The 16,537-nt window shown below is 41.3% G+C and carries 18 protein-coding genes and 1 riboswitch; of the genes, 14 read left to right on the top strand and 4 right to left on the bottom strand.

Annotated elements, in window-relative coordinates; genetic code table 11:
* Positions 1–277, top strand: a 277-nt coding sequence (locus tag MFLO_RS10890; protein WP_036098015.1) for a phage antirepressor KilAC domain-containing protein, incomplete at its 5' end; no start/stop codon positions are given.
* A gap of 230 nt (positions 278–507) precedes the next feature.
* Here the strand turns inward: MFLO_RS10890 and MFLO_RS10900 are convergent.
* Both MFLO_RS10900 and MFLO_RS10905 read right to left on the bottom strand, forming a co-directional pair.
* On the bottom strand, positions 508–702 hold the full coding sequence (locus MFLO_RS10900; protein WP_036098017.1) for a hypothetical protein: 195 nt from the start codon (positions 700–702) through the stop codon (positions 508–510).
* 112 nt (positions 703–814) lie between these two features.
* Entirely contained in the window at positions 815–1,759 is a 945-nt protein-coding gene (locus tag MFLO_RS10905) for a tyrosine-type recombinase/integrase (RefSeq protein ID WP_036098018.1), read from the bottom strand.
* Positions 1,760–2,013: 254 nt separating this feature from the next.
* Positions 2,014–2,075: riboswitch (Fluoride riboswitch) on the top strand.
* 66 nt (positions 2,076–2,141) lie between these two features.
* On the opposite strand from MFLO_RS10905, the gene MFLO_RS10910 reads away from it, so the two are divergent.
* From MFLO_RS10910 to tsaD, 7 genes are all read left to right on the top strand, one after another.
* Complete coding sequence (locus MFLO_RS10910) at positions 2,142–2,519, top strand: fluoride efflux transporter FluC (protein WP_036098019.1); 378 nt, start codon at positions 2,142–2,144, stop codon at positions 2,517–2,519.
* Positions 2,512–2,871 carry a fluoride efflux transporter CrcB gene (crcB, locus tag MFLO_RS10915; RefSeq protein ID WP_036098020.1) on the top strand — a complete coding sequence of 120 codons (360 nt, stop codon included), beginning with the start codon at positions 2,512–2,514 and terminating at the stop codon, positions 2,869–2,871. Before MFLO_RS10910 ends, crcB begins: the two co-directional genes overlap by 8 nt.
* Positions 2,872–3,025: 154 nt before the next feature.
* A complete protein-coding gene (locus tag MFLO_RS10920) occupies positions 3,026–4,159 on the top strand; it encodes an LptM family lipoprotein (RefSeq protein WP_036098021.1) in 1,134 nt (377 codons plus the stop codon).
* A gap of 105 nt (positions 4,160–4,264) precedes the next feature.
* The gene (tsaE, locus tag MFLO_RS10925) at positions 4,265–4,726 is read left to right on the top strand and encodes a tRNA (adenosine(37)-N6)-threonylcarbamoyltransferase complex ATPase subunit type 1 TsaE (protein ID WP_036098022.1); all 462 of its coding nucleotides are present in this window, start codon (positions 4,265–4,267) and stop codon (positions 4,724–4,726) included.
* The gene (gene tsaB, locus MFLO_RS10930; RefSeq protein ID WP_036098024.1) at positions 4,723–5,415 is read left to right on the top strand and encodes a tRNA (adenosine(37)-N6)-threonylcarbamoyltransferase complex dimerization subunit type 1 TsaB; all 693 of its coding nucleotides are present in this window, start codon (positions 4,723–4,725) and stop codon (positions 5,413–5,415) included. The genes tsaE and tsaB overlap by 4 nt, the downstream gene beginning before the upstream one ends.
* Positions 5,415–5,858: a ribosomal protein S18-alanine N-acetyltransferase gene (gene rimI, locus MFLO_RS10935; protein WP_036098025.1), complete on the top strand. Its 444-nt coding sequence runs from the start codon at positions 5,415–5,417 to the stop codon at positions 5,856–5,858. The genes tsaB and rimI overlap by 1 nt, the downstream gene beginning before the upstream one ends.
* A gap of 18 nt (positions 5,859–5,876) precedes the next feature.
* Complete coding sequence (tsaD, locus tag MFLO_RS10940) at positions 5,877–6,881, top strand: tRNA (adenosine(37)-N6)-threonylcarbamoyltransferase complex transferase subunit TsaD (protein WP_036098026.1); 1,005 nt, start codon at positions 5,877–5,879, stop codon at positions 6,879–6,881.
* Between the two features lie 58 nt (positions 6,882–6,939).
* On the opposite strand, the gene MFLO_RS10945 is transcribed toward tsaD, so the two are convergent.
* Positions 6,940–8,898 (bottom strand): ABC-F family ATP-binding cassette domain-containing protein, encoded by a 1,959-nt coding sequence (locus MFLO_RS10945; RefSeq protein WP_036098027.1) that lies wholly within the window; start codon positions 8,896–8,898, stop codon positions 6,940–6,942.
* Between the two features lie 302 nt (positions 8,899–9,200).
* Between MFLO_RS10945 and MFLO_RS10950 the strand changes: the two genes are divergently transcribed.
* The 5 genes from MFLO_RS10950 to MFLO_RS10965 all read left to right on the top strand — a co-directional run bounded on the left by MFLO_RS10950 (position 9,201) and on the right by MFLO_RS10965 (position 12,982).
* The gene (locus MFLO_RS10950; RefSeq protein ID WP_036098028.1) at positions 9,201–9,845 is read left to right on the top strand and encodes a redox-sensing transcriptional repressor Rex; all 645 of its coding nucleotides are present in this window, start codon (positions 9,201–9,203) and stop codon (positions 9,843–9,845) included.
* Between the two features lie 110 nt (positions 9,846–9,955).
* Positions 9,956–10,675 carry a DUF2238 domain-containing protein gene (locus tag MFLO_RS10955; protein ID WP_036098044.1) on the top strand — a complete coding sequence of 240 codons (720 nt, stop codon included), beginning with the start codon at positions 9,956–9,958 and terminating at the stop codon, positions 10,673–10,675.
* Between the two features lie 209 nt (positions 10,676–10,884).
* The gene (locus MFLO_RS16500) at positions 10,885–11,091 is read left to right on the top strand and encodes a DeoR family transcriptional regulator (protein ID WP_241433631.1); all 207 of its coding nucleotides are present in this window, start codon (positions 10,885–10,887) and stop codon (positions 11,089–11,091) included.
* Positions 11,092–11,101: 10 nt separating this feature from the next.
* The gene (locus MFLO_RS16505) at positions 11,102–11,575 is read left to right on the top strand and encodes a DeoR/GlpR family DNA-binding transcription regulator (RefSeq protein WP_241433632.1); all 474 of its coding nucleotides are present in this window, start codon (positions 11,102–11,104) and stop codon (positions 11,573–11,575) included.
* 15 nt (positions 11,576–11,590) lie between these two features.
* Positions 11,591–12,982 carry a M24 family metallopeptidase gene (locus MFLO_RS10965; protein WP_036098029.1) on the top strand — a complete coding sequence of 464 codons (1,392 nt, stop codon included), beginning with the start codon at positions 11,591–11,593 and terminating at the stop codon, positions 12,980–12,982.
* 43 nt (positions 12,983–13,025) lie between these two features.
* On the opposite strand, the gene MFLO_RS10970 is transcribed toward MFLO_RS10965, so the two are convergent.
* The gene (locus tag MFLO_RS10970; RefSeq protein ID WP_036098030.1) at positions 13,026–14,861 is read right to left on the bottom strand and encodes an LTA synthase family protein; all 1,836 of its coding nucleotides are present in this window, start codon (positions 14,859–14,861) and stop codon (positions 13,026–13,028) included.
* A gap of 228 nt (positions 14,862–15,089) precedes the next feature.
* Here MFLO_RS10970 and MFLO_RS10975 point away from each other — a divergent pair, with 228 nt between their 5' ends.
* Positions 15,090–16,478, top strand: a complete 1,389-nt coding sequence (locus tag MFLO_RS10975; protein WP_036098031.1) for a branched-chain amino acid transporter BcaP — start codon at positions 15,090–15,092, stop codon at positions 16,476–16,478.
* Positions 16,479–16,537 lie beyond the last annotated feature (59 nt).

The raw sequence follows: 16,537 nt of genomic DNA on the forward strand, positions 1-16,537 counted from the left end.
TGCGAAAGATTACGGCATGTCAGCCCGCCAGTTAAATGCTAAGCTTCACGATTTAGGTGTACAATACAATTTGTCCGGCACGTGGTTCTTATACAGTGACTACCAGGACAAAGGCTACACGCACAGTAAGACTTTTACACGGGAATATGGCGGTACCAATAGTCATACATATTGGACGCAAGAAGGACGCTTATTCCTATACCATAAACTGAAAGAACATGGCATTTTGCCGAAACTAGAACAGCAAAGTGAGGTAACCGCATATGAAAACATTTAGTTACAAGACTGGACTAAAAGAAAAAGACCCATGCGGCAACATGAGTCTCAAGAGCGATTACGCACAAAGCGTAGTCCATAACCAACTCAATTTTAACCCAAGTTTGAAATTCAAGCAAGCATTTTCTAGAGCAGAATACCTTTGGGCGCTCGACCTAGTTGCTAAAAATGCGCATGAGCCTTGTGTGCAGCATTTATGCAAAAAAGACACCGAGCAAGCCCTTGCAATTATTATTTTGATGCATCGTCAGCGGCTTCACGCTCTTTGACCCATATTTTCACCTGTGCCAGTTCTTCGGAGCTGGCCATTTTTGTGATGAAGCGTTTTGCGGTGCTTTTTGCAACTCGGTGATTTCGGTTGCCCGGATTTTTATTATCCCAGCGATCGGCGGCTAACCTTTGCGCCGTCGAAGTAGACTTCTTCATTTTGCCACCACCATAATAAAGCCTACAATTGGGGGCTTTTTTCTATATTAAAAGTATACGTTATAACGTATATAATTGTCAAGAAAAAAAGCTGCAAAAAATGCAACTTTCTTTAATTAAATATGTCACCATAGTCAGCTTTCAATTTTGCTTGGTTCTTAAGGTCGCTGCCCCATAATTGTACGTATTGCTTAGTAACCTCGACTGAGCCGTGCCCAAGTAAAGAGGCGAGGCTAAACGGGTCGATGCCCGCCAACACAGCTTGCTTGGCGTATGTGCGACGGCACATGTGCGGACTTACGTCCTTTTTAACCCCGCAAAGCTTTGCCGTCTTCCTCAAGTCCTCTTGAAAAGTACGCCCTCGCAACTGCTCATTATCCACGTTGACAAAAAGGTAAGGTGTAGCGAGCTGCCCCCTTACTTTAATATACGTCCGAAGCCGCGCAACCATGCTGTCCGACAAGTAGACGATGCGCTGGCTGAGGTTTTTCGTTTCAGTAATCACGATATAGTCGCCCTGAACATCATCTACCTTGACGTGCAAGCACTCGTTAATACGGATACCTGTGTCAAGCAGTAGGTGAAAGATTGTCAGGTTTCGAAATGCGCGAAAGGACGGCTGTTTTTTATACTCACGCACAATAAGCTTGATTTCATTGCGTTCAAGCGTGTCATAGATTTCACGGCGCACACGGAGTTTATGGACGTTTTCCGACACGTTTGTTGCCGCGATACCTTGTTTGTATAAGTAGTTGTAAAATGCCCGAATGCACGTCAGCTTGCTGTTAATCGTGTTAGGTTTCAGCGTTTGTAGCCACAGCTCGATGACGCGGTGCACGTCGGTCGCCACGACCTCAGTCAGTGGCTTTTCAATTTCGAGCTGGTCGAGCGCCAGCCTAAATGTTCGTAAGCCGCCTTTGTAAAACTCTAGCGTCGAGTGCCTCACATTCTTAATGTAGCGCGACTTGATGAATAGCTCCACCGCGTCCGCATCTGTGTAGGGCGTGTTTGTTCCAATAATCGCCATTTCCTGTTGTGTTAAGTCTTTTCTTCGCATAAAAAAACACCTCTCAAATTTAATAAAGGTGTGCGTAAGGTTATTCATTGATTTGTATAGTTGCAAGCGTGAAACGTTGGTGTATAGCGGTTTGTGTCGACTTTCAGGCCCTCAACCTAGCGCGTCTGCCGATTCCGCCACGACCGCATTATCACAACAAAAATAATTATAGTATTAAAAAGCCCATTTTGTCAACGGTTAATCGCCAGTTTTCCAATCTTTTTCTTGCATCGCTGCTTTTTTTAACGTATAGTATCTGTAACGGCGATGGAGTTCGCCAAAAACGCGAGTATTCGCTGATGACTCCTATTTAAATGTACATGGGTATGGAAAAAACCGATGTTTATTTAAATAGGAGTTTTTTTATTGGAGGTTTTGAAAGATGTATCTACTTTATATTGCTATTTTTAGTGCACTCGGAGGGATGGCGCGTTACGGCACGGGACTGCTTATTCCAAATGATGCCTTTCCTTTCGCAACGCTTTGTGTCAACATTCTTGGCTGCTTTTTGCTCGCTGTAATCACGCAAGCTTTTGCAGAACATACGCGGTTCAGTCAAGAAGTCATCACAGCAGTGGGAACAGGATTTGTTGGTTCATTCACCACTTTCTCAAGTTTTAGCGTTGAAAATATTCACTTGCTTCAGGTAGGTCATTATGGCGCAGCTTTTACCTACATGTCTGTCAGTTTTATCGGCGGCTTGGCTGCTGCCGCGTTTGGCTATTATGTTGCAAAGAAATGGGGCGAGACACGTGCTTAACTTTCTAATTGTTGGCTTTGGGGCAGCATTCGGCGGAATGACTCGTTATTCATTAACGGTGTTTTTGAAGAAAAAATGGAAAAGCGATTTTCCTTGGCCGACTTTTTTGATCAACTTGTCCGGCTCTTTTTTACTCGGGTTCATTGTGTCAAGCGGCTTGTCTTCTTTATTCGTTCTTTTGCTTGGAACAGGTTTCATGGGCGGCTATACTACGTTCTCTACTTTCAAAGTAGAAAATATTGAGCTTTATCGCCGTAAAGAATTTCGTAAATTAGGCAGCTATCTTCTTTTTAGTTATGGCTTTGGACTTTTAGCCGCATTTTTAGGGATTCTGCTTGGAACAAGTTTATAATTGTGAAACATAAAAATAGCTATTTTACAATACATTTTACTAATCTTTCACAAGATGTGACTAATTTATGAACAACTCGAAAATAGCTTGTTTCGCCATGTGGAGATGTGTTACATTAAATTTGAACACATTTATACATAATGGAGGGAAATTCATGAAAAAAGGGTTATTTTTATCAGTTTTACTCGTTTTTATGCTTGTGCTCACAGCGTGCGGCAGTAAAACACCGCAAGAGAAGTTTGTAGATACGTATAGTAAGCAAACTGAACAGCCAGAGCAGGTTACACAAAAAACATCATTTAAGGTAGACAGTTTTGAATCTGATGATTTAGCGGCAGAGGAAGCAGCAGTAATTGAGCTCTTGAAACAAATGCAAATTTCTGCTACAACGTCAATTGATTCAAAAGCAGAGAAAACAGCTGTAAATCTTAAACTGGCTTCAAAAGGGAGTTTCAAGATGAATACTGAGCTTGATTTCTTAAGTAACGACAAAACAGGCGAAGTTTTCATTCCACTTAAAAAAGTGTTGAATCCAGATGAAAATACTGCAGCGCTATTTGATCAATTTACGAATGGTGTATTTTCAGAAATCGGGACAGATTATCCGGATTTGAAAAACAAATACCTCAGCACAAAAGAAATTATGAAACTTTCTGGGGAAGAAGAAACAACGAAAACTTCTGATAAAGTAGTAAAAGCAACGAAAAACCTGCAAAAAGAAGTGAACAAGATGGTGACAGATTACTTGAACGATCTTGATGAAAAACGCTATACAGAAGATAAAGATGGCGTTGTAAAAGTGGATCTTACGAATAAAGATTTCGTGAAACTACTTGAAAAAGCTCAAAAACTATTGAATAAAGACAGCGTGAAAAAAGATGTGAAAACGATTGTAACTTCACAAACAGAAGTGACTGACTTTGATGAAGAATACAGCGATCTTAAAACGAGTTTGAAAGACGCTACCGCTTCTTTTGAAAAGAACAAAACTGTTAAAATCAATATGCCAATCAGCATGAAAGTAAACAAGAAGGATGAAATGGAATCGATGACGATGAAAATCAATATCGATAATACAAAGGATAAAGACGCTGCATTCAAGCTTGGCGCAACGCTAAAACTTGAAAATAAAGACTTCGTTAAAATCCCTTCATTCCCGAAAGCGTCTGAAGTTGTGAAAAGTGATGAGCTTCAAACCATTATTCAAGAAGTATCACTAAAAATGATGTATGGCGATGATTACAAAGATATTCAAGCACAACTTGAAGAAGATACAGACAATCTCTAAAAATTAGAAAGCAGCCGCGTTTTTGCGGCTGCTTTTCCTATGATGTAAAAAACAACAGCTTTGTGTTATGATATGTACAGAAAAGAATGGAACAGGTGGGAAAAAATGAAGCAGTTTTTTCATTCCAATAACGAAAGCGAGACGATGGATTTCGCAAAGAAGCTCGGCAGGAAACTTGAAGTAGGCGATCTCTTGCTACTCGAAGGTGACCTTGGCGCAGGCAAAACGACGTTTACGAAAGGGTTAGCCGAAGGACTTGATATTAAAAAAATCGTTAAAAGTCCAACCTTTACGATCATACGCGAATATAAAACCGGTCGGCTTCCGCTTTACCATATGGACGTTTACAGACTCGAAGATGCATCAACAGATGAACTTGGACTCTTTGAATACTTTCAGGGCGATGGCGTTAGTGTCGTCGAATGGGCGCATTATATCGCGGATGAACTTCCTCCCGACTACTTGAAAATTACGATTACAAGAGAAAGCGATGAAGGCCGGCTGCTTACTTTAGAACCAGTCGGAGAGCGTTACGTAACACTTCTTGCGGAGGTTTTAGAATCATGATACTTGGAATAGATACGGCAACCGATACGATGAGCATTGCACTATCAAAAGACGGCTCGGTCATCGGCGAATTTACGACAAATTTAAAAAAGAATCACAGCGTTCGTCTTCTTCCGGCGATTGATATATTGCTGAAAGAATGCGGCGTTTCAGTTGAAGCACTTACAAAAATTGCGGTTTCAGCCGGCCCAGGTTCATTTACCGGCCTTCGGATTGGCGTGACGACGGCAAAAACACTGGCATGGGATCTCGGCATTCCGCTCGTCGGCGTGTCTTCGCTCGAAGTACTCGCACAAAATGCGGTTCAGTTCGAGGGGCAAATTGCGCCACTTATGGATGCGCGGCGGGAAAACGTCTATGCGGGTCTTTATCGTGCAGAAAACGGTTTTTTGAAAAACGAACTTCCCGATCAGCATATCGCGCTCGAAAGCTTACTTGCAAATTTAGCTAGCTTAGCCGAAAAAACTATATTTGTTGGGATGCTATCCGAAGAAATGCGCAGCACTATCAAAGCGGCACTTGGCGATCAAGCTGTTTTTGCACCAGCCTTTAATACCTATCCGCGCGCAGCTTGCCTCACTTTGCTTGCAGAGCAAAGACCTGGAAGCGAGCCGATGGATTTTGTTCCGCGCTACTTGAAACTCGCTGAAGCTGAAAGCAAGTGGCTTGAAGCGAAGGAAAAACAGTGATGCTGACTTTTCGAGAAGCTGAGTTGAAAGATGTTCCTGCGCTGCTTCGCTTAGAACGAGCGGTATTCAGTACTCCTTGGAGCGAAGAAGCTTTCCTTGCCGAGCTTGCGACCAACCAATATGCCCATTATATTTTAGCACTTAAAGACGGCAAAGTGATCGGCTATGCTGGAATTTGGCTTGTACTAGATGAGGGGCACATCACGAATGTAGCGATTCACCCGGAACATCAAGGTCACCATCACGGTGAGGCTTTGATGCGGGAGCTTATTCGAATTGCATTTGAACATGGGGCGGTGCATTTAACCCTAGAAGTTCGTGTTACCAATACAATTGCACAAAATCTCTATCGGAAATTAAAATTTCAAGATGGCGCTCTTCGCAAAAACTACTATCCAGATAATCAGGAAGATGCGCTTGTAATGTGGGTGGATTTATCATGACAAAAAAATAAAAAGTTAATCTTAGGTATCGAATCGAGCTGCGACGAAACAGCAGCAGCAGTCGTACGCGGAGGAAATGAAATTCTATCGAATGTTGTCGCTTCACAAATTGAAAGCCATAAACGGTTTGGCGGCGTCGTGCCAGAAATTGCTTCGCGTCATCATGTGGAACAAATCACGAAAGTCATCGAACAAGCACTTTCAGAAGCCGAAGTGTCGCTTGACGAAATTGATGCCATTGCCGTAACAGAAGGACCCGGGCTTGTCGGTGCCCTCCTGATCGGTGTCAGCGCCGCAAAAACCCTCGCCTTCGCCAATCACAAACCGCTAATCCCGGTACATCACATCGCAGGACATATTTATGCGAATCGCTTTGAGACCGAATTTCAGTTCCCACTTTTGGCACTTGTCGTAAGCGGCGGACATACGGAACTCGTTTATATGAAAGAACATAACTCGTTTGAGATTATCGGTGAGACGCGTGATGATGCGGCTGGTGAAGCCTATGACAAAGTAGCGCGAACACTTGGGCTTCCATATCCGGGTGGAGTTCAAATTGATAAACTCGCCTATGAAGGGGAAGATACCTTTCATTTTCCTCGTGCAATGATGGAGGATAACAGCTATGATTTTAGTTTTAGCGGATTAAAATCGGCGTTTATCAATCAACTTCATAACATGCGCCAAAAAAATCTCGAACCAAGTCCGAAAGATATGGCGGCGAGTTTTCAAGCAAGTGTAGTAGACGTTCTCACAACAAAAACGATTCGAGCAGCAAAAGAATACGGTGTAAAACAATTGTTGCTTGCAGGAGGAGTTGCGGCCAATCGCGGCTTACGTGAGCGGCTGATTGAAGAAGCAGCATTAGAACTTCCAGGCGTTGAGCTGATTATTCCACCGCTTTCGCTTTGTGGGGATAATGCGGCAATGATTGCAGCGGCAGGGGCTGTTGCATTTGAACAAAAACATTTCGGAAACTTGTCTTTAAATGCCGAGCCGAGCTTGGAATTTGATGAAGTTTAATAGAAAAACCCGCTTCTATCTGAATAGAAGCGGGTTTTTGAGTTTGTAAGACAGGCGACTATTCAGCCGTAAGCCTCTCAACTTCTTCGCTTAGAATTTCCCAATCTGTCATCAGAACTTCAGCGACTTGTTTAATGCTGTCGAGCTCTTCCGTAATTTGAAGCGTTTTTTCATGATCATTAAAAACAGCAGGAAGAGTCAGTTCATGTTCAAGTGAAGCAATTTTTGCATCTGCATCTTCCATGGCCATTTCAATTTCAGTTAGTTTACGCTGCTTTTGTCGCAATAATTTTTGATTTTCTTTGCTTTTTTGATAAGATTCTTTGCCCTGCGCCTGCTCTTTTTCAGCGACTTGTCCGGCTTTTAGTTTCTCTTCAAATTCGAGATGGGCGATTTCTTTTTCATAAGCTAGCTTCTCAAGATAATAATCGTAATCGCCAAGATAGGTTTTGGCTCCGCTTGGTGCAAGTTCAACAACTTTTGAAGCTATACGGTTGATGAAATATCGGTCATGTGAAACAAATAGAATTGTTCCGGCAAAATCAATCAAAGCCGCTTCAAGAACTTCCTTACTTTCAATATCAAGGTGGTTGGTCGGTTCATCTAGGATTAGGACATTGGCACCGAGCAAAGTAAGCTTGGAAAGTGCAAGCCGCGCCTTCTCACCGCCGCTAAGCGTGGATACAATTTTTAAGACCTCATCTTCTGAAAAAAGGAAGTTGCCGAGCATTGTGCGAATGGTTTTTTCATCGCGATCAGGATATTCATCCCATAGTTCTTGCAACACCGTTTTGTTAGAAGAAAGCCGTGCTTGTTCTTGATCATAGTAGCCGAGTTTGACACCAGTACCGAAGCGGAATTCCCCGGATAGGGGGACGAGGTCGTTTACGAGCGTTTTTAGTAGCGTTGATTTACCGATTCCGTTTGGGCCGACAAGGGCGATACTGTCCGTTCGTTTCATTTCAAAAGAAAGATTTTGGGCTACTGGTTTAGTTTCGTACCCGATAGAAAGATTTTCTACAAATAAAACATCATTTCCCGATGTGCGTTCAAACTGAAAGCCGAAATTAGCAGATTTTTCAGCGCCTTCTGGACGATCAAGTCGATCCATTTTTTCGAGTTTCTTTCGTCTGCTTTGTGCTCGCTTTGTCGTCGAAGCACGCACCAAATTTCTGGCAACGAAATCCTCAAGCTTTGCGATTTCGGTTTGCTGCTTCTCGAATTCCTTCCACTCATGTTCGAGCTTCTCTTGTTTTAAAACAAGGTATCTGCTGTAGTTCCCAACGTAATGTTGAATTTTCGTGCGGCTGACTTCATAGACTTGGTTAACCACTTTATCGAGAAAATAGCGGTCATGCGATACAATCAAGAGCGCGCCGGCATAGTTCTGCAAGTAGCTTTCAAGCCAAGCCAGTGTTTCGATATCGAGATGGTTGGTCGGCTCATCAAGAATTAAAATATCTTGTTTGGAAAGTAGCAGTTTTGCAAGGGCAAGTCGGGTTTTTTGACCGCCGCTAAGCGATGCGACAAGCTTATCATAATCTTCCTGAAAAAATTTGAGTCCATTTAAAACCGAACGAATTTCAGCCTCATACGTATACCCGCCGCGCTCTTTAAAGAGATGCTGCAAATTGTCATAGGTTTCTAGCGCCGCGCGCGATGTTTCGGGATCGTCATAAAGACTTGTATCCGCAAGTCTTAGCTCCATCGCTCGAATTTCGCGTTCAAGCTCAAGCAAATCATCAAAAACCGAGAGCATTTCATTCCAAATCGTTTTGGAAGATTCGAGCCCGGTATTTTGTGCGAGATATCCCATTCGAACATGTTTCGGCTTAGATATCGTGCCGCCATCATAGCTTGTTTGCCCTGCAATGATTTTAAGCAGCGTCGATTTGCCAGCTCCATTTCGCCCGACAAGCGCAATCCGGTCATTCGTTTTTATCTCAAGTTTAATATTTTCTAAAATTACTTCTGCCCCAAAGTACTTGGAAATTTGTTGGACTTGTAATAAAATCATCTTTCTTCTCTCCCATCTCTCTTAGTTTAGCTTAAAGAGGAGTGGGTTGCAATCACACAGGAAAAATATGTGAAATAATTAGCTAAATTTGTGATTTTAAGGTAGAATAAGAATGAAGAAAAGGCGGATTCCATTCAGCGCGTAATTTCTTGCTATTTTTTGAGCATAAAGTTTGTGCATTCTATGTGAAATGTTTATAGTATAAAAGCAAGCATTGTGAAAGGCAGAGCAGTTTATCGTATTAACTGGCTACTGGGCTTGAAGAAGCAATCAATTTTTAAGGAAGAAAGGATCAGTGAAGAATGATGGATGAAACGACAAAGATTCCACAGGCGACGGCGAAGCGTTTACCGCTCTATCACCGCTATTTAAAATACTTACACGAATCAGGCAAGGAGCGCGTATCTTCTGCGGAACTAAGCGAAGCTGTCAAAGTAGATTCTGCTACAATTCGTCGCGATTTTTCCTATTTTGGGGCATTAGGCAAAAAAGGGTATGGATATAATGTTTCGTATATTTTGGACTTTTTTGGAAAGACACTAAGCCAAGATAAGGAGACAAATGTGGCTATTGTTGGTGTTGGGAATTTGGGTACCGCACTATTACACTACAATTTCATGAAAAACAATAATATTCGTGTTTGTGCTGCTTTTGACGTTGATCCGGATAAAGTCGGAACAGTGCAACAAGATATCCCGATTTATCATTTAAATGATATGGAAGAAATTATCAAAGAAAATCATGTTGAAGTTGTAATCTTGACTGTTCCAGCTGACGAAGCACAAGAAACAGTAGATAAGCTCGTTGCAGCAGATGTAAAAGGTATCCTGAACTTTACACCTGCTCGAATCAGTGTGCCAAAACAAGTTCGTGTGCACCATATTGATTTGACAACGGAGCTTCAGACATTAATTTATTTCTTAGAAAATTATCCTTCAAAACATTAAGTTCGGGGCCGACATGAACGACTCATGTCGGTTTTTTCTTACCTTTTACGGGTAAAGAAGCGAGAATACGAAAAAAGTTGTAATTGGGAGGTACAAAGATGATAAACTACATGAAAAAATTAAATTGGACACAGTGGGTGGCGCTCTTTATTTTTGCTTCAATGGCCGTTTCTCTTGTTTTTACGGTATTTGAAATTTTCACAGCTCCCGTTAAACAACCTGTACAAGGTCCCAAAGTAACTCTTCAAAGCGATTATATTTTTTTACTCGTTGAAATTATTTTAGGAATTTTTATTTTAGCATTGCCGTCGATTTTAGCTCGTAGTTTTAGATTTGAAATCCCCGGACTTGTCTATTTATTATTTATCGTCTTTCTTTATGGCTCCATTTATCTCGGCACTATCCAAAAATTTTATTCAACAGTACCTTATTGGGATAAAATTTTACACATTTTTAGTGGTGGAATGTTAGGCGCGATTGGTTTCTCATTCGTCAGTTTGCTAAATTTTAACGATAAAGTCGTTTTTAAAATGAAGCCGGGTTTTATTGCGGTCTTTTCCTTCTGCTTCGCAGTAACGCTTGGTGTATTTTGGGAAGTTTACGAATATACTTTTGATGGTTTGCTAAACTTAAACATGCAGCGCTTTGAAAGTTCAGGCGGAACACCCTATGTTGGACGAGCAGCACTGGCAGATACAATGGGCGATTTGATTGTTGATATTCTCGGAGCGCTTGTAATCGCGATTATCGGCTATATTGCTCTTAAAAAAGGGAAACCGTGGATGAATCAGTTCACATTTAAGCGTAAAAACTGGAAAAAGAATAAATAATCGAAGAAACCCTAAAATCAGGTGAAAAACCAGATTTTAGGGTTTTTGCATTTTGGTGCAATTTAAGTGATTTTTATATGAATTAAATTGCAAAAAAATGCAAATAATGATATCTTAAAAAGAGGAGTGATACAAATGCTGATTGAAGAGAGAATCCAAAAAAATTAAAAAAAATTCTAGAAGAACAGCAAACAGTTAGTATTGAGAGATTGGTTGCTGAACTAAAGGTATCGAAGGATACGGTTCGTCGTGATTTGATCAAGCTCGAACAGCAAAATATTATTCGACGAACACATGGTGGAGCTGTATTGAATACGCGAGACGCACAAATTTATGATTTTGAAGAGCGATCCAGTCAGTTTCAATTAGCAAAAGAAAAAAATTGCGCAAAAAGCTGCAACGCTGATCAAAGATAATACGAGTATTTTGTTCGATTCATCGACGACTGTAGAAGCATTCATTCGTGAACTGGGCGAAACCAATCTTTATGCGATCACTAATTCGCTTACCCATGCCCAGGTCTTAGCCAAGAATCCAAAAGCTGAGATTTCGGTTTTACCGGGAACATTACATAAAGAACAACTATTCTTGTATGGTAGTGAAACCGTCCAAAAAATTGCCGACTATCAGGCAGACTACGCGATCTTAGGCGTATTTGCGATATCAAGCGGCGGTTTATTCATTCATACAGAAGAAGAGGGTTTTGTGAAAAGACAAATGGCAAACCATGCCAAGACGGTTATCGCGCTTGCCGACCATACTAAAATCGGAACAAGCGGTTTCTTTAAAGTGTGTGACCTAGAAGAAATTGATTATTTAGTAACAGATCGCGAGTTAAGCGAAGAATTTTGCGAAGTACTTCGCGAAAGAAACGTTCAGTGGATAATCGCAATGAAATAGAAAGGAATATGAAGAATGGAAAATAAACAGATTTACTTAAAAACTGTTCCGGCTCCGCCTGTATTTCCAGAAGTTGCTCCGACGTATTTGACAGATCAGACTATGGCCGAACGTAAAGAAAAACTGCAGCAGAGAATGAAAGAGGAAGGGTTTGATACACTTATCATTTATGCGGATAAAGAACACGGATCAAATTTTGAATACTTAACTGGCTTCATTCCGCGGTTTGAAGAAGCATTACTGGTGTTTGAAGCTGATGGAAGCTGTACGGGTATACTCGGCAATGAGAACTTAAAAATGGCTGCTTTTTCACGTATTCCATTAACCTTGAAGCACTGCCCGCTTTTTTCGCTTCCCAATCAGCCGATGGAACAAGGTCAAATGCTTGAAGATATTTTTAGCGAGATCGGTTTAGCTAAGAAACGTAAAGTAGGTCTCATTGGTTGGAAGATGTTCACCATTTCGAATCAAAGCACGAAGCAGCTTTTTGATTTACCGGCATTTATTGTTGAGGCTGTAAAGACAACATTACCTGAGAGCACACTCCTTGAAAATGCAGCTGCTTTATTTATCCAAAGCAGTCGAGGTGTACGCACAACGAACAATGCGAATGAAATTGCTCATTACGAATACGGCGCTAATCTCGCATCCAGATGTATGCTTCGTGCTCTAGATGCAGTTGTACCTGGAATTAAAGAAGCCGAACTCGGAGAGCTCCTAAGTGCTGAAGGCCAGTACCAATCCGTCGTCACTATTGCGGCAACTGCTCAACGTTTTGAACATGCCAATCTCTATCCAACCTATAAAAAAGTACGAGTTGGCGATCCACTTTCGATGACAACCGGTTTTAAAGGCGGATTGTCGAGTCGAACAGGGTTTGTAGTTGCAAGCGAAGACGAGCTTCCAAGCGAGCAAAAGGACTACTTAGACCGTGTGGCTAAACCTTATTTTAAAGCAGCGGCAGTGTGGCTTGAAAAAATTTGTATCGGTTTAACCGGAGCCGAGCTGTACCAAGAAATTGAACAGGTTTTTCCGAAAGAACAGTACGGTTGGCATTTAAACCCAGGTCACCTTGTCGCCGATGAAGAATGGATGTCATCACCCGTTTACGAGCATTCCTCAGAAAAAATAACAAGTGGCATGATTTTTCAACTTGACATCATTCCGTCCGTATCCGGATACACAGGCGTAAGCGCCGAAGAATGCGTAGCAGTTGCTGATGAAAACCTGCAGCAAACAATAAAGATATCCTATCCCGAATTATGGGAGCGCATCAGCGCGCGAAGAAAGTATCTTGAAGAAGTACTTCACATTACATTGAACCAAGCAGTACTTCCGCTTTCAAATACAGTAGCATATCTCAGACCATTCTACTTAGCAAAAGATCAAGCCTTGTGTTTTGAATAAGTCAAAAACCCCCTACCGTAAAAGGGTAGGGGGTTACGTTTATTTATCTTCTTTTTGTTTTTCCGTATTCTTTTTGTTTGGGGAAGTTTTCAATATAACTATCCGAGTATTGTAGCAGTTTCCGGCTCGCATCAAACCGCTGCCTGATTGAATCAGTGAGCGGCACATTCGTTCCACTGTAGCTGATTGCTTTACCCGTTTCAAAACTTTCATCCGGAGCATACATATAGCTGTTTGAGAAATAGCTTCCTTCCGGCATGGTGTATCGTTCAGGAACAAAGTTCGTTTTATTATTTAAGATATCTTCACCAAACATAATTTGATCCGTTGTTTTGACGCCAAGGACATTGAGTACTGTCGGCATAATATCAATTTCTCCACCGATGTTATCAATTTTCCCGGTTTTTTCAATTCCCGGCACGTGGAGATAAAATGGAATCCGGTAATCATCCGCCGGCTGTGCCTTAAGTTCAGATGAACGATTGATATACTTTTGCTGATTATCTGGCAATGTCGAAGTATCAATAATATGATGATCACCGTACATAACAACAACAGAGTCATCCCAAATACCCTTTGCCTTAAGCTTGTCGATAAACTTGCCAAGCTCAGCATCCGCGTAATGAACCGCTTGAAAGTAATCGCCAAGCTGTGTATCTTTTAAATCATTCGGAAGAACAAGGCTTTGTTTCTCTTCTGGAATTTTAAACGGCATGTGTGAGCTTACTGAGATCAGCTGAGCATAAAACGGTTCATCATGGTTGTAGTGCTCTTCAAGAATAGGAAGACTCTTCGTGTAAAGCACTTCATCGCTCGCTGAGAATCCAATTTTATCTTCATCTCCGAAGAAGTTGCTGTCATAAAATTTATCAAAACCAACTGCAGGATAGAAATTTTCACGATTGTAGAAGCTCGCATCATTTGTATGGAATGTAGCACTTTGATAGCCTTCATTACCTAACAGCCTTGGAAGACTAGGAATAATGCGGTCCCCATAAGTTTGCGTATTCGTATAGTAGCCGCTCGGGAAGGTAGACGTATAAACCGACCATTCGGCATCCGCTGTATTCGATTTTGAAACCGTTTGGAAAAACGAATCTGAATAAAGCGTTTCGTTTTGAAGCTTATCAAGCGTTGGCGTAACGGATTGACCATTAATTTTCACGCCAGTTAAATTACGTTGTAGCGATTCAAGCTGGATGATAATTAAATTTTTTCCTTTGGCAACCCCATAATATTTGGGGTCTTTTTTCGGGGTTACCCCCTTTAAATTTTGAACATTTTGAGCGTTAATATCAGCAGCACGAACATGTGCGGTGCCAGTAAAAGCAGTTGATAAGTTGAAGGTGAAAACCCCCATTTTTTCTGCTCGTTTCGTGTCACTGATAATATTTTTTTCCATCATATCATACGTAAACAAACCGATTAAAACAACAGAAACTGTCATTAAAATTCCGAAAGTACTGCGTTTGATACGAAACGTTTTAAAGACAATTTGTTTTTTTCGTTTCAAATAAATAACGACAGGCAGGAGAAGCAAATTGGCAAAGAACAACCAATCGTACCATTTCAGCAAACTCGAGGCACTGTCTTTTACAACTCCGACTTCACCAATCAAAGAGAAGCTGTGATACGTTGCAATTTCATGGTAAAAGCGGCTGTATAAAACAAAGACCAGCATCAGCAAGCCGACAATGAACGTAAGTCCTGCGTAGAAATAAATCTGTGCCCGCTCCTTAACAAAAGTATGTATCAGGAGAACAAGCAGGAAAATGAAAGCCAAGTCTGCTATAAAGCTTAGAAAGCTCGGGTCTTGAAATATTTGAAAATAAGCAAGTGCGAATTGACCAATGATTAAAAGAAGATAAATGATTAGCAATATAGTGGCCTCTTTCTATTATAAAATAACGATCAGGATTAAGAGTAGACAACCCCAATTATAGCTATTTTACATCAAACGATTATGAAGTACAAATAATCCCATTTTGCGCAGCCGAAACAAAAAACAATTTTTATACAATTTAATCCTTTAACACTATTGAACTTTAACGCATAAAACTGTATGATAGGTAAAAGTATTATTTCTTACAAAAGGGTGTGACTACACATGTCAATTTTTAGAAAAAAGCCGTTGAATGATTTACTTCCTAATAACAAAAGCGGCAGTGTACAACTTAAAAAAACATTAAATGGATTTGATTTAATTCTGCTCGGAGTGGGAGCTATTGTTGGAACAGGTATCTTTATCTTGCCGGGAACCGTTGCAGCGATTCATTCCGGTCCGGCAATTGTCTTTTCATTCGTCATTGCAGCAATTGTTTGTGCACTGGCAGCGATGTGCTACTCAGAGTTTGCCTCGGCAGTTCCAGTTGCGGGAAGTGCTTACACATACGGCTATGTTATTTTTGGAGAGTTTATTGCTTGGCTTCTCGGCTGGGCACTATTACTAGAATATGGTCTTGCAGTGGCTTCCGTTGCAAGTGGTTGGTCCTCTTACTTAAATGCCTTCCTAAAAGGCTTCCACCTCCATATTCCAACAGCCATTTCGGGTTCCTTTGATCCGGCGAATGGCACCTACTTCAATTTGCCGGCCATTTTGATCGTCTTTCTCGTCGCGTTTCTCTTAACCCGAGGAATCAAAGAATCGACACGCGTCAATACATTTATCGTTATTTTGAAAATTGGAGTTATCCTGCTTTTCCTTGCAGTCGGTGTATTTTACGTAAAACCAGGTAACTGGCAACCGTTCATGCCATTTGGCGTATCCGGAGTTCTAAACGGCGCTGCACTCGTCTTCTTTGCTTACTTAGGCTTTGATGCGGTTTCGAGCGCAGCAGAAGAAGTAAAGAATCCAAAGCGTAATATGCCGATTGGAATCATTGGTTCTTTGCTCGTGTGTACACTTCTATACGTTGCAGTATCGGTTGTGCTTACAGGGATAGTATCTTATAAAGACTTGAATGTTTCCGATCCAGTTGCCTTTGCGCTTCAGCTGATCAATCAAGACTGGGTTGCAGGTATCATTTCACTTGGTGCAGTAATTGGGATGCTGACGGTAATTCTTGTTATGCTTTACGGCGGGACGCGACTTGTATTTGCACTTGGCCGTGACGGATTGCTTCCAAAGGCAATGGCAGAGATTAGTCCGAAATACCGTACGCCGGTTAAAAACACTTGGATTTATTCTGTGATCATCGCTATTTTTGCGGGAGTAGTACCGCTTAGTCGTTTAGCAGAGTTAGTCAACATGGGAACGCTTTTTGCCTTCATGATGGTGTCGCTTGGGATTATATTTCTTAGGAAAAATAAGGACGTTTCTAAGTCGGGCTTTAAAACTCCTTTTTACCCAGTGCTTCCGATCGTTTCAAGTTTGCTTTGCTTGTTCTTGATTACTCGGCTCCAGCCACTTACATGGCTGGTTTGTGGAATTTGGTTTGCCATTGGGCTAGTGGTTTATTTCTTCTATGGAAAACGGCATAGTAATTTGAATAAATAAGTTCATAATTTTTACTTACAAAAAGCACTTTAGACGATACTAGAGTGCTTTTTGTATCT

Origin of the sequence: Listeria floridensis FSL S10-1187 (genome assembly GCF_000525875.1) — a bacterium.
Classification (GTDB): Bacteria; Bacillota; Bacilli; order Lactobacillales; family Listeriaceae; genus Listeria; species Listeria floridensis.

Excerpts from the sequence above, each read along its gene's own strand:
- MFLO_RS10900 (WP_036098017.1), bottom strand. The coding sequence starts at position 702 with ATGAAGAAGTCTACTTCGACGGCGCAAAGGTTAGCCGCCGATCGCTGG.
- MFLO_RS10905 (WP_036098018.1), bottom strand. The coding sequence starts at position 1,759 with ATGCGAAGAAAAGACTTAACACAACAGGAAATGGCGATTATTGGAACA.
- MFLO_RS10910 (WP_036098019.1), top strand. The coding sequence starts at position 2,142 with ATGTATCTACTTTATATTGCTATTTTTAGTGCACTCGGAGGGATGGCG.
- MFLO_RS10920 (WP_036098021.1), top strand. The coding sequence starts at position 3,026 with ATGAAAAAAGGGTTATTTTTATCAGTTTTACTCGTTTTTATGCTTGTG.
- tsaE (WP_036098022.1), top strand. The coding sequence starts at position 4,265 with ATGAAGCAGTTTTTTCATTCCAATAACGAAAGCGAGACGATGGATTTC.
- tsaB (WP_036098024.1), top strand. The coding sequence starts at position 4,723 with ATGATACTTGGAATAGATACGGCAACCGATACGATGAGCATTGCACTA.
- rimI (WP_036098025.1), top strand. The coding sequence starts at position 5,415 with ATGCTGACTTTTCGAGAAGCTGAGTTGAAAGATGTTCCTGCGCTGCTT.
- MFLO_RS10945 (WP_036098027.1), bottom strand. The coding sequence starts at position 8,898 with ATGATTTTATTACAAGTCCAACAAATTTCCAAGTACTTTGGGGCAGAA.
- MFLO_RS10950 (WP_036098028.1), top strand. The coding sequence starts at position 9,201 with ATGATGGATGAAACGACAAAGATTCCACAGGCGACGGCGAAGCGTTTA.
- MFLO_RS10955 (WP_036098044.1), top strand. The coding sequence starts at position 9,956 with ATGAAAAAATTAAATTGGACACAGTGGGTGGCGCTCTTTATTTTTGCT.
- MFLO_RS10965 (WP_036098029.1), top strand. The coding sequence starts at position 11,591 with ATGGAAAATAAACAGATTTACTTAAAAACTGTTCCGGCTCCGCCTGTA.
- MFLO_RS10975 (WP_036098031.1), top strand. The coding sequence starts at position 15,090 with ATGTCAATTTTTAGAAAAAAGCCGTTGAATGATTTACTTCCTAATAAC.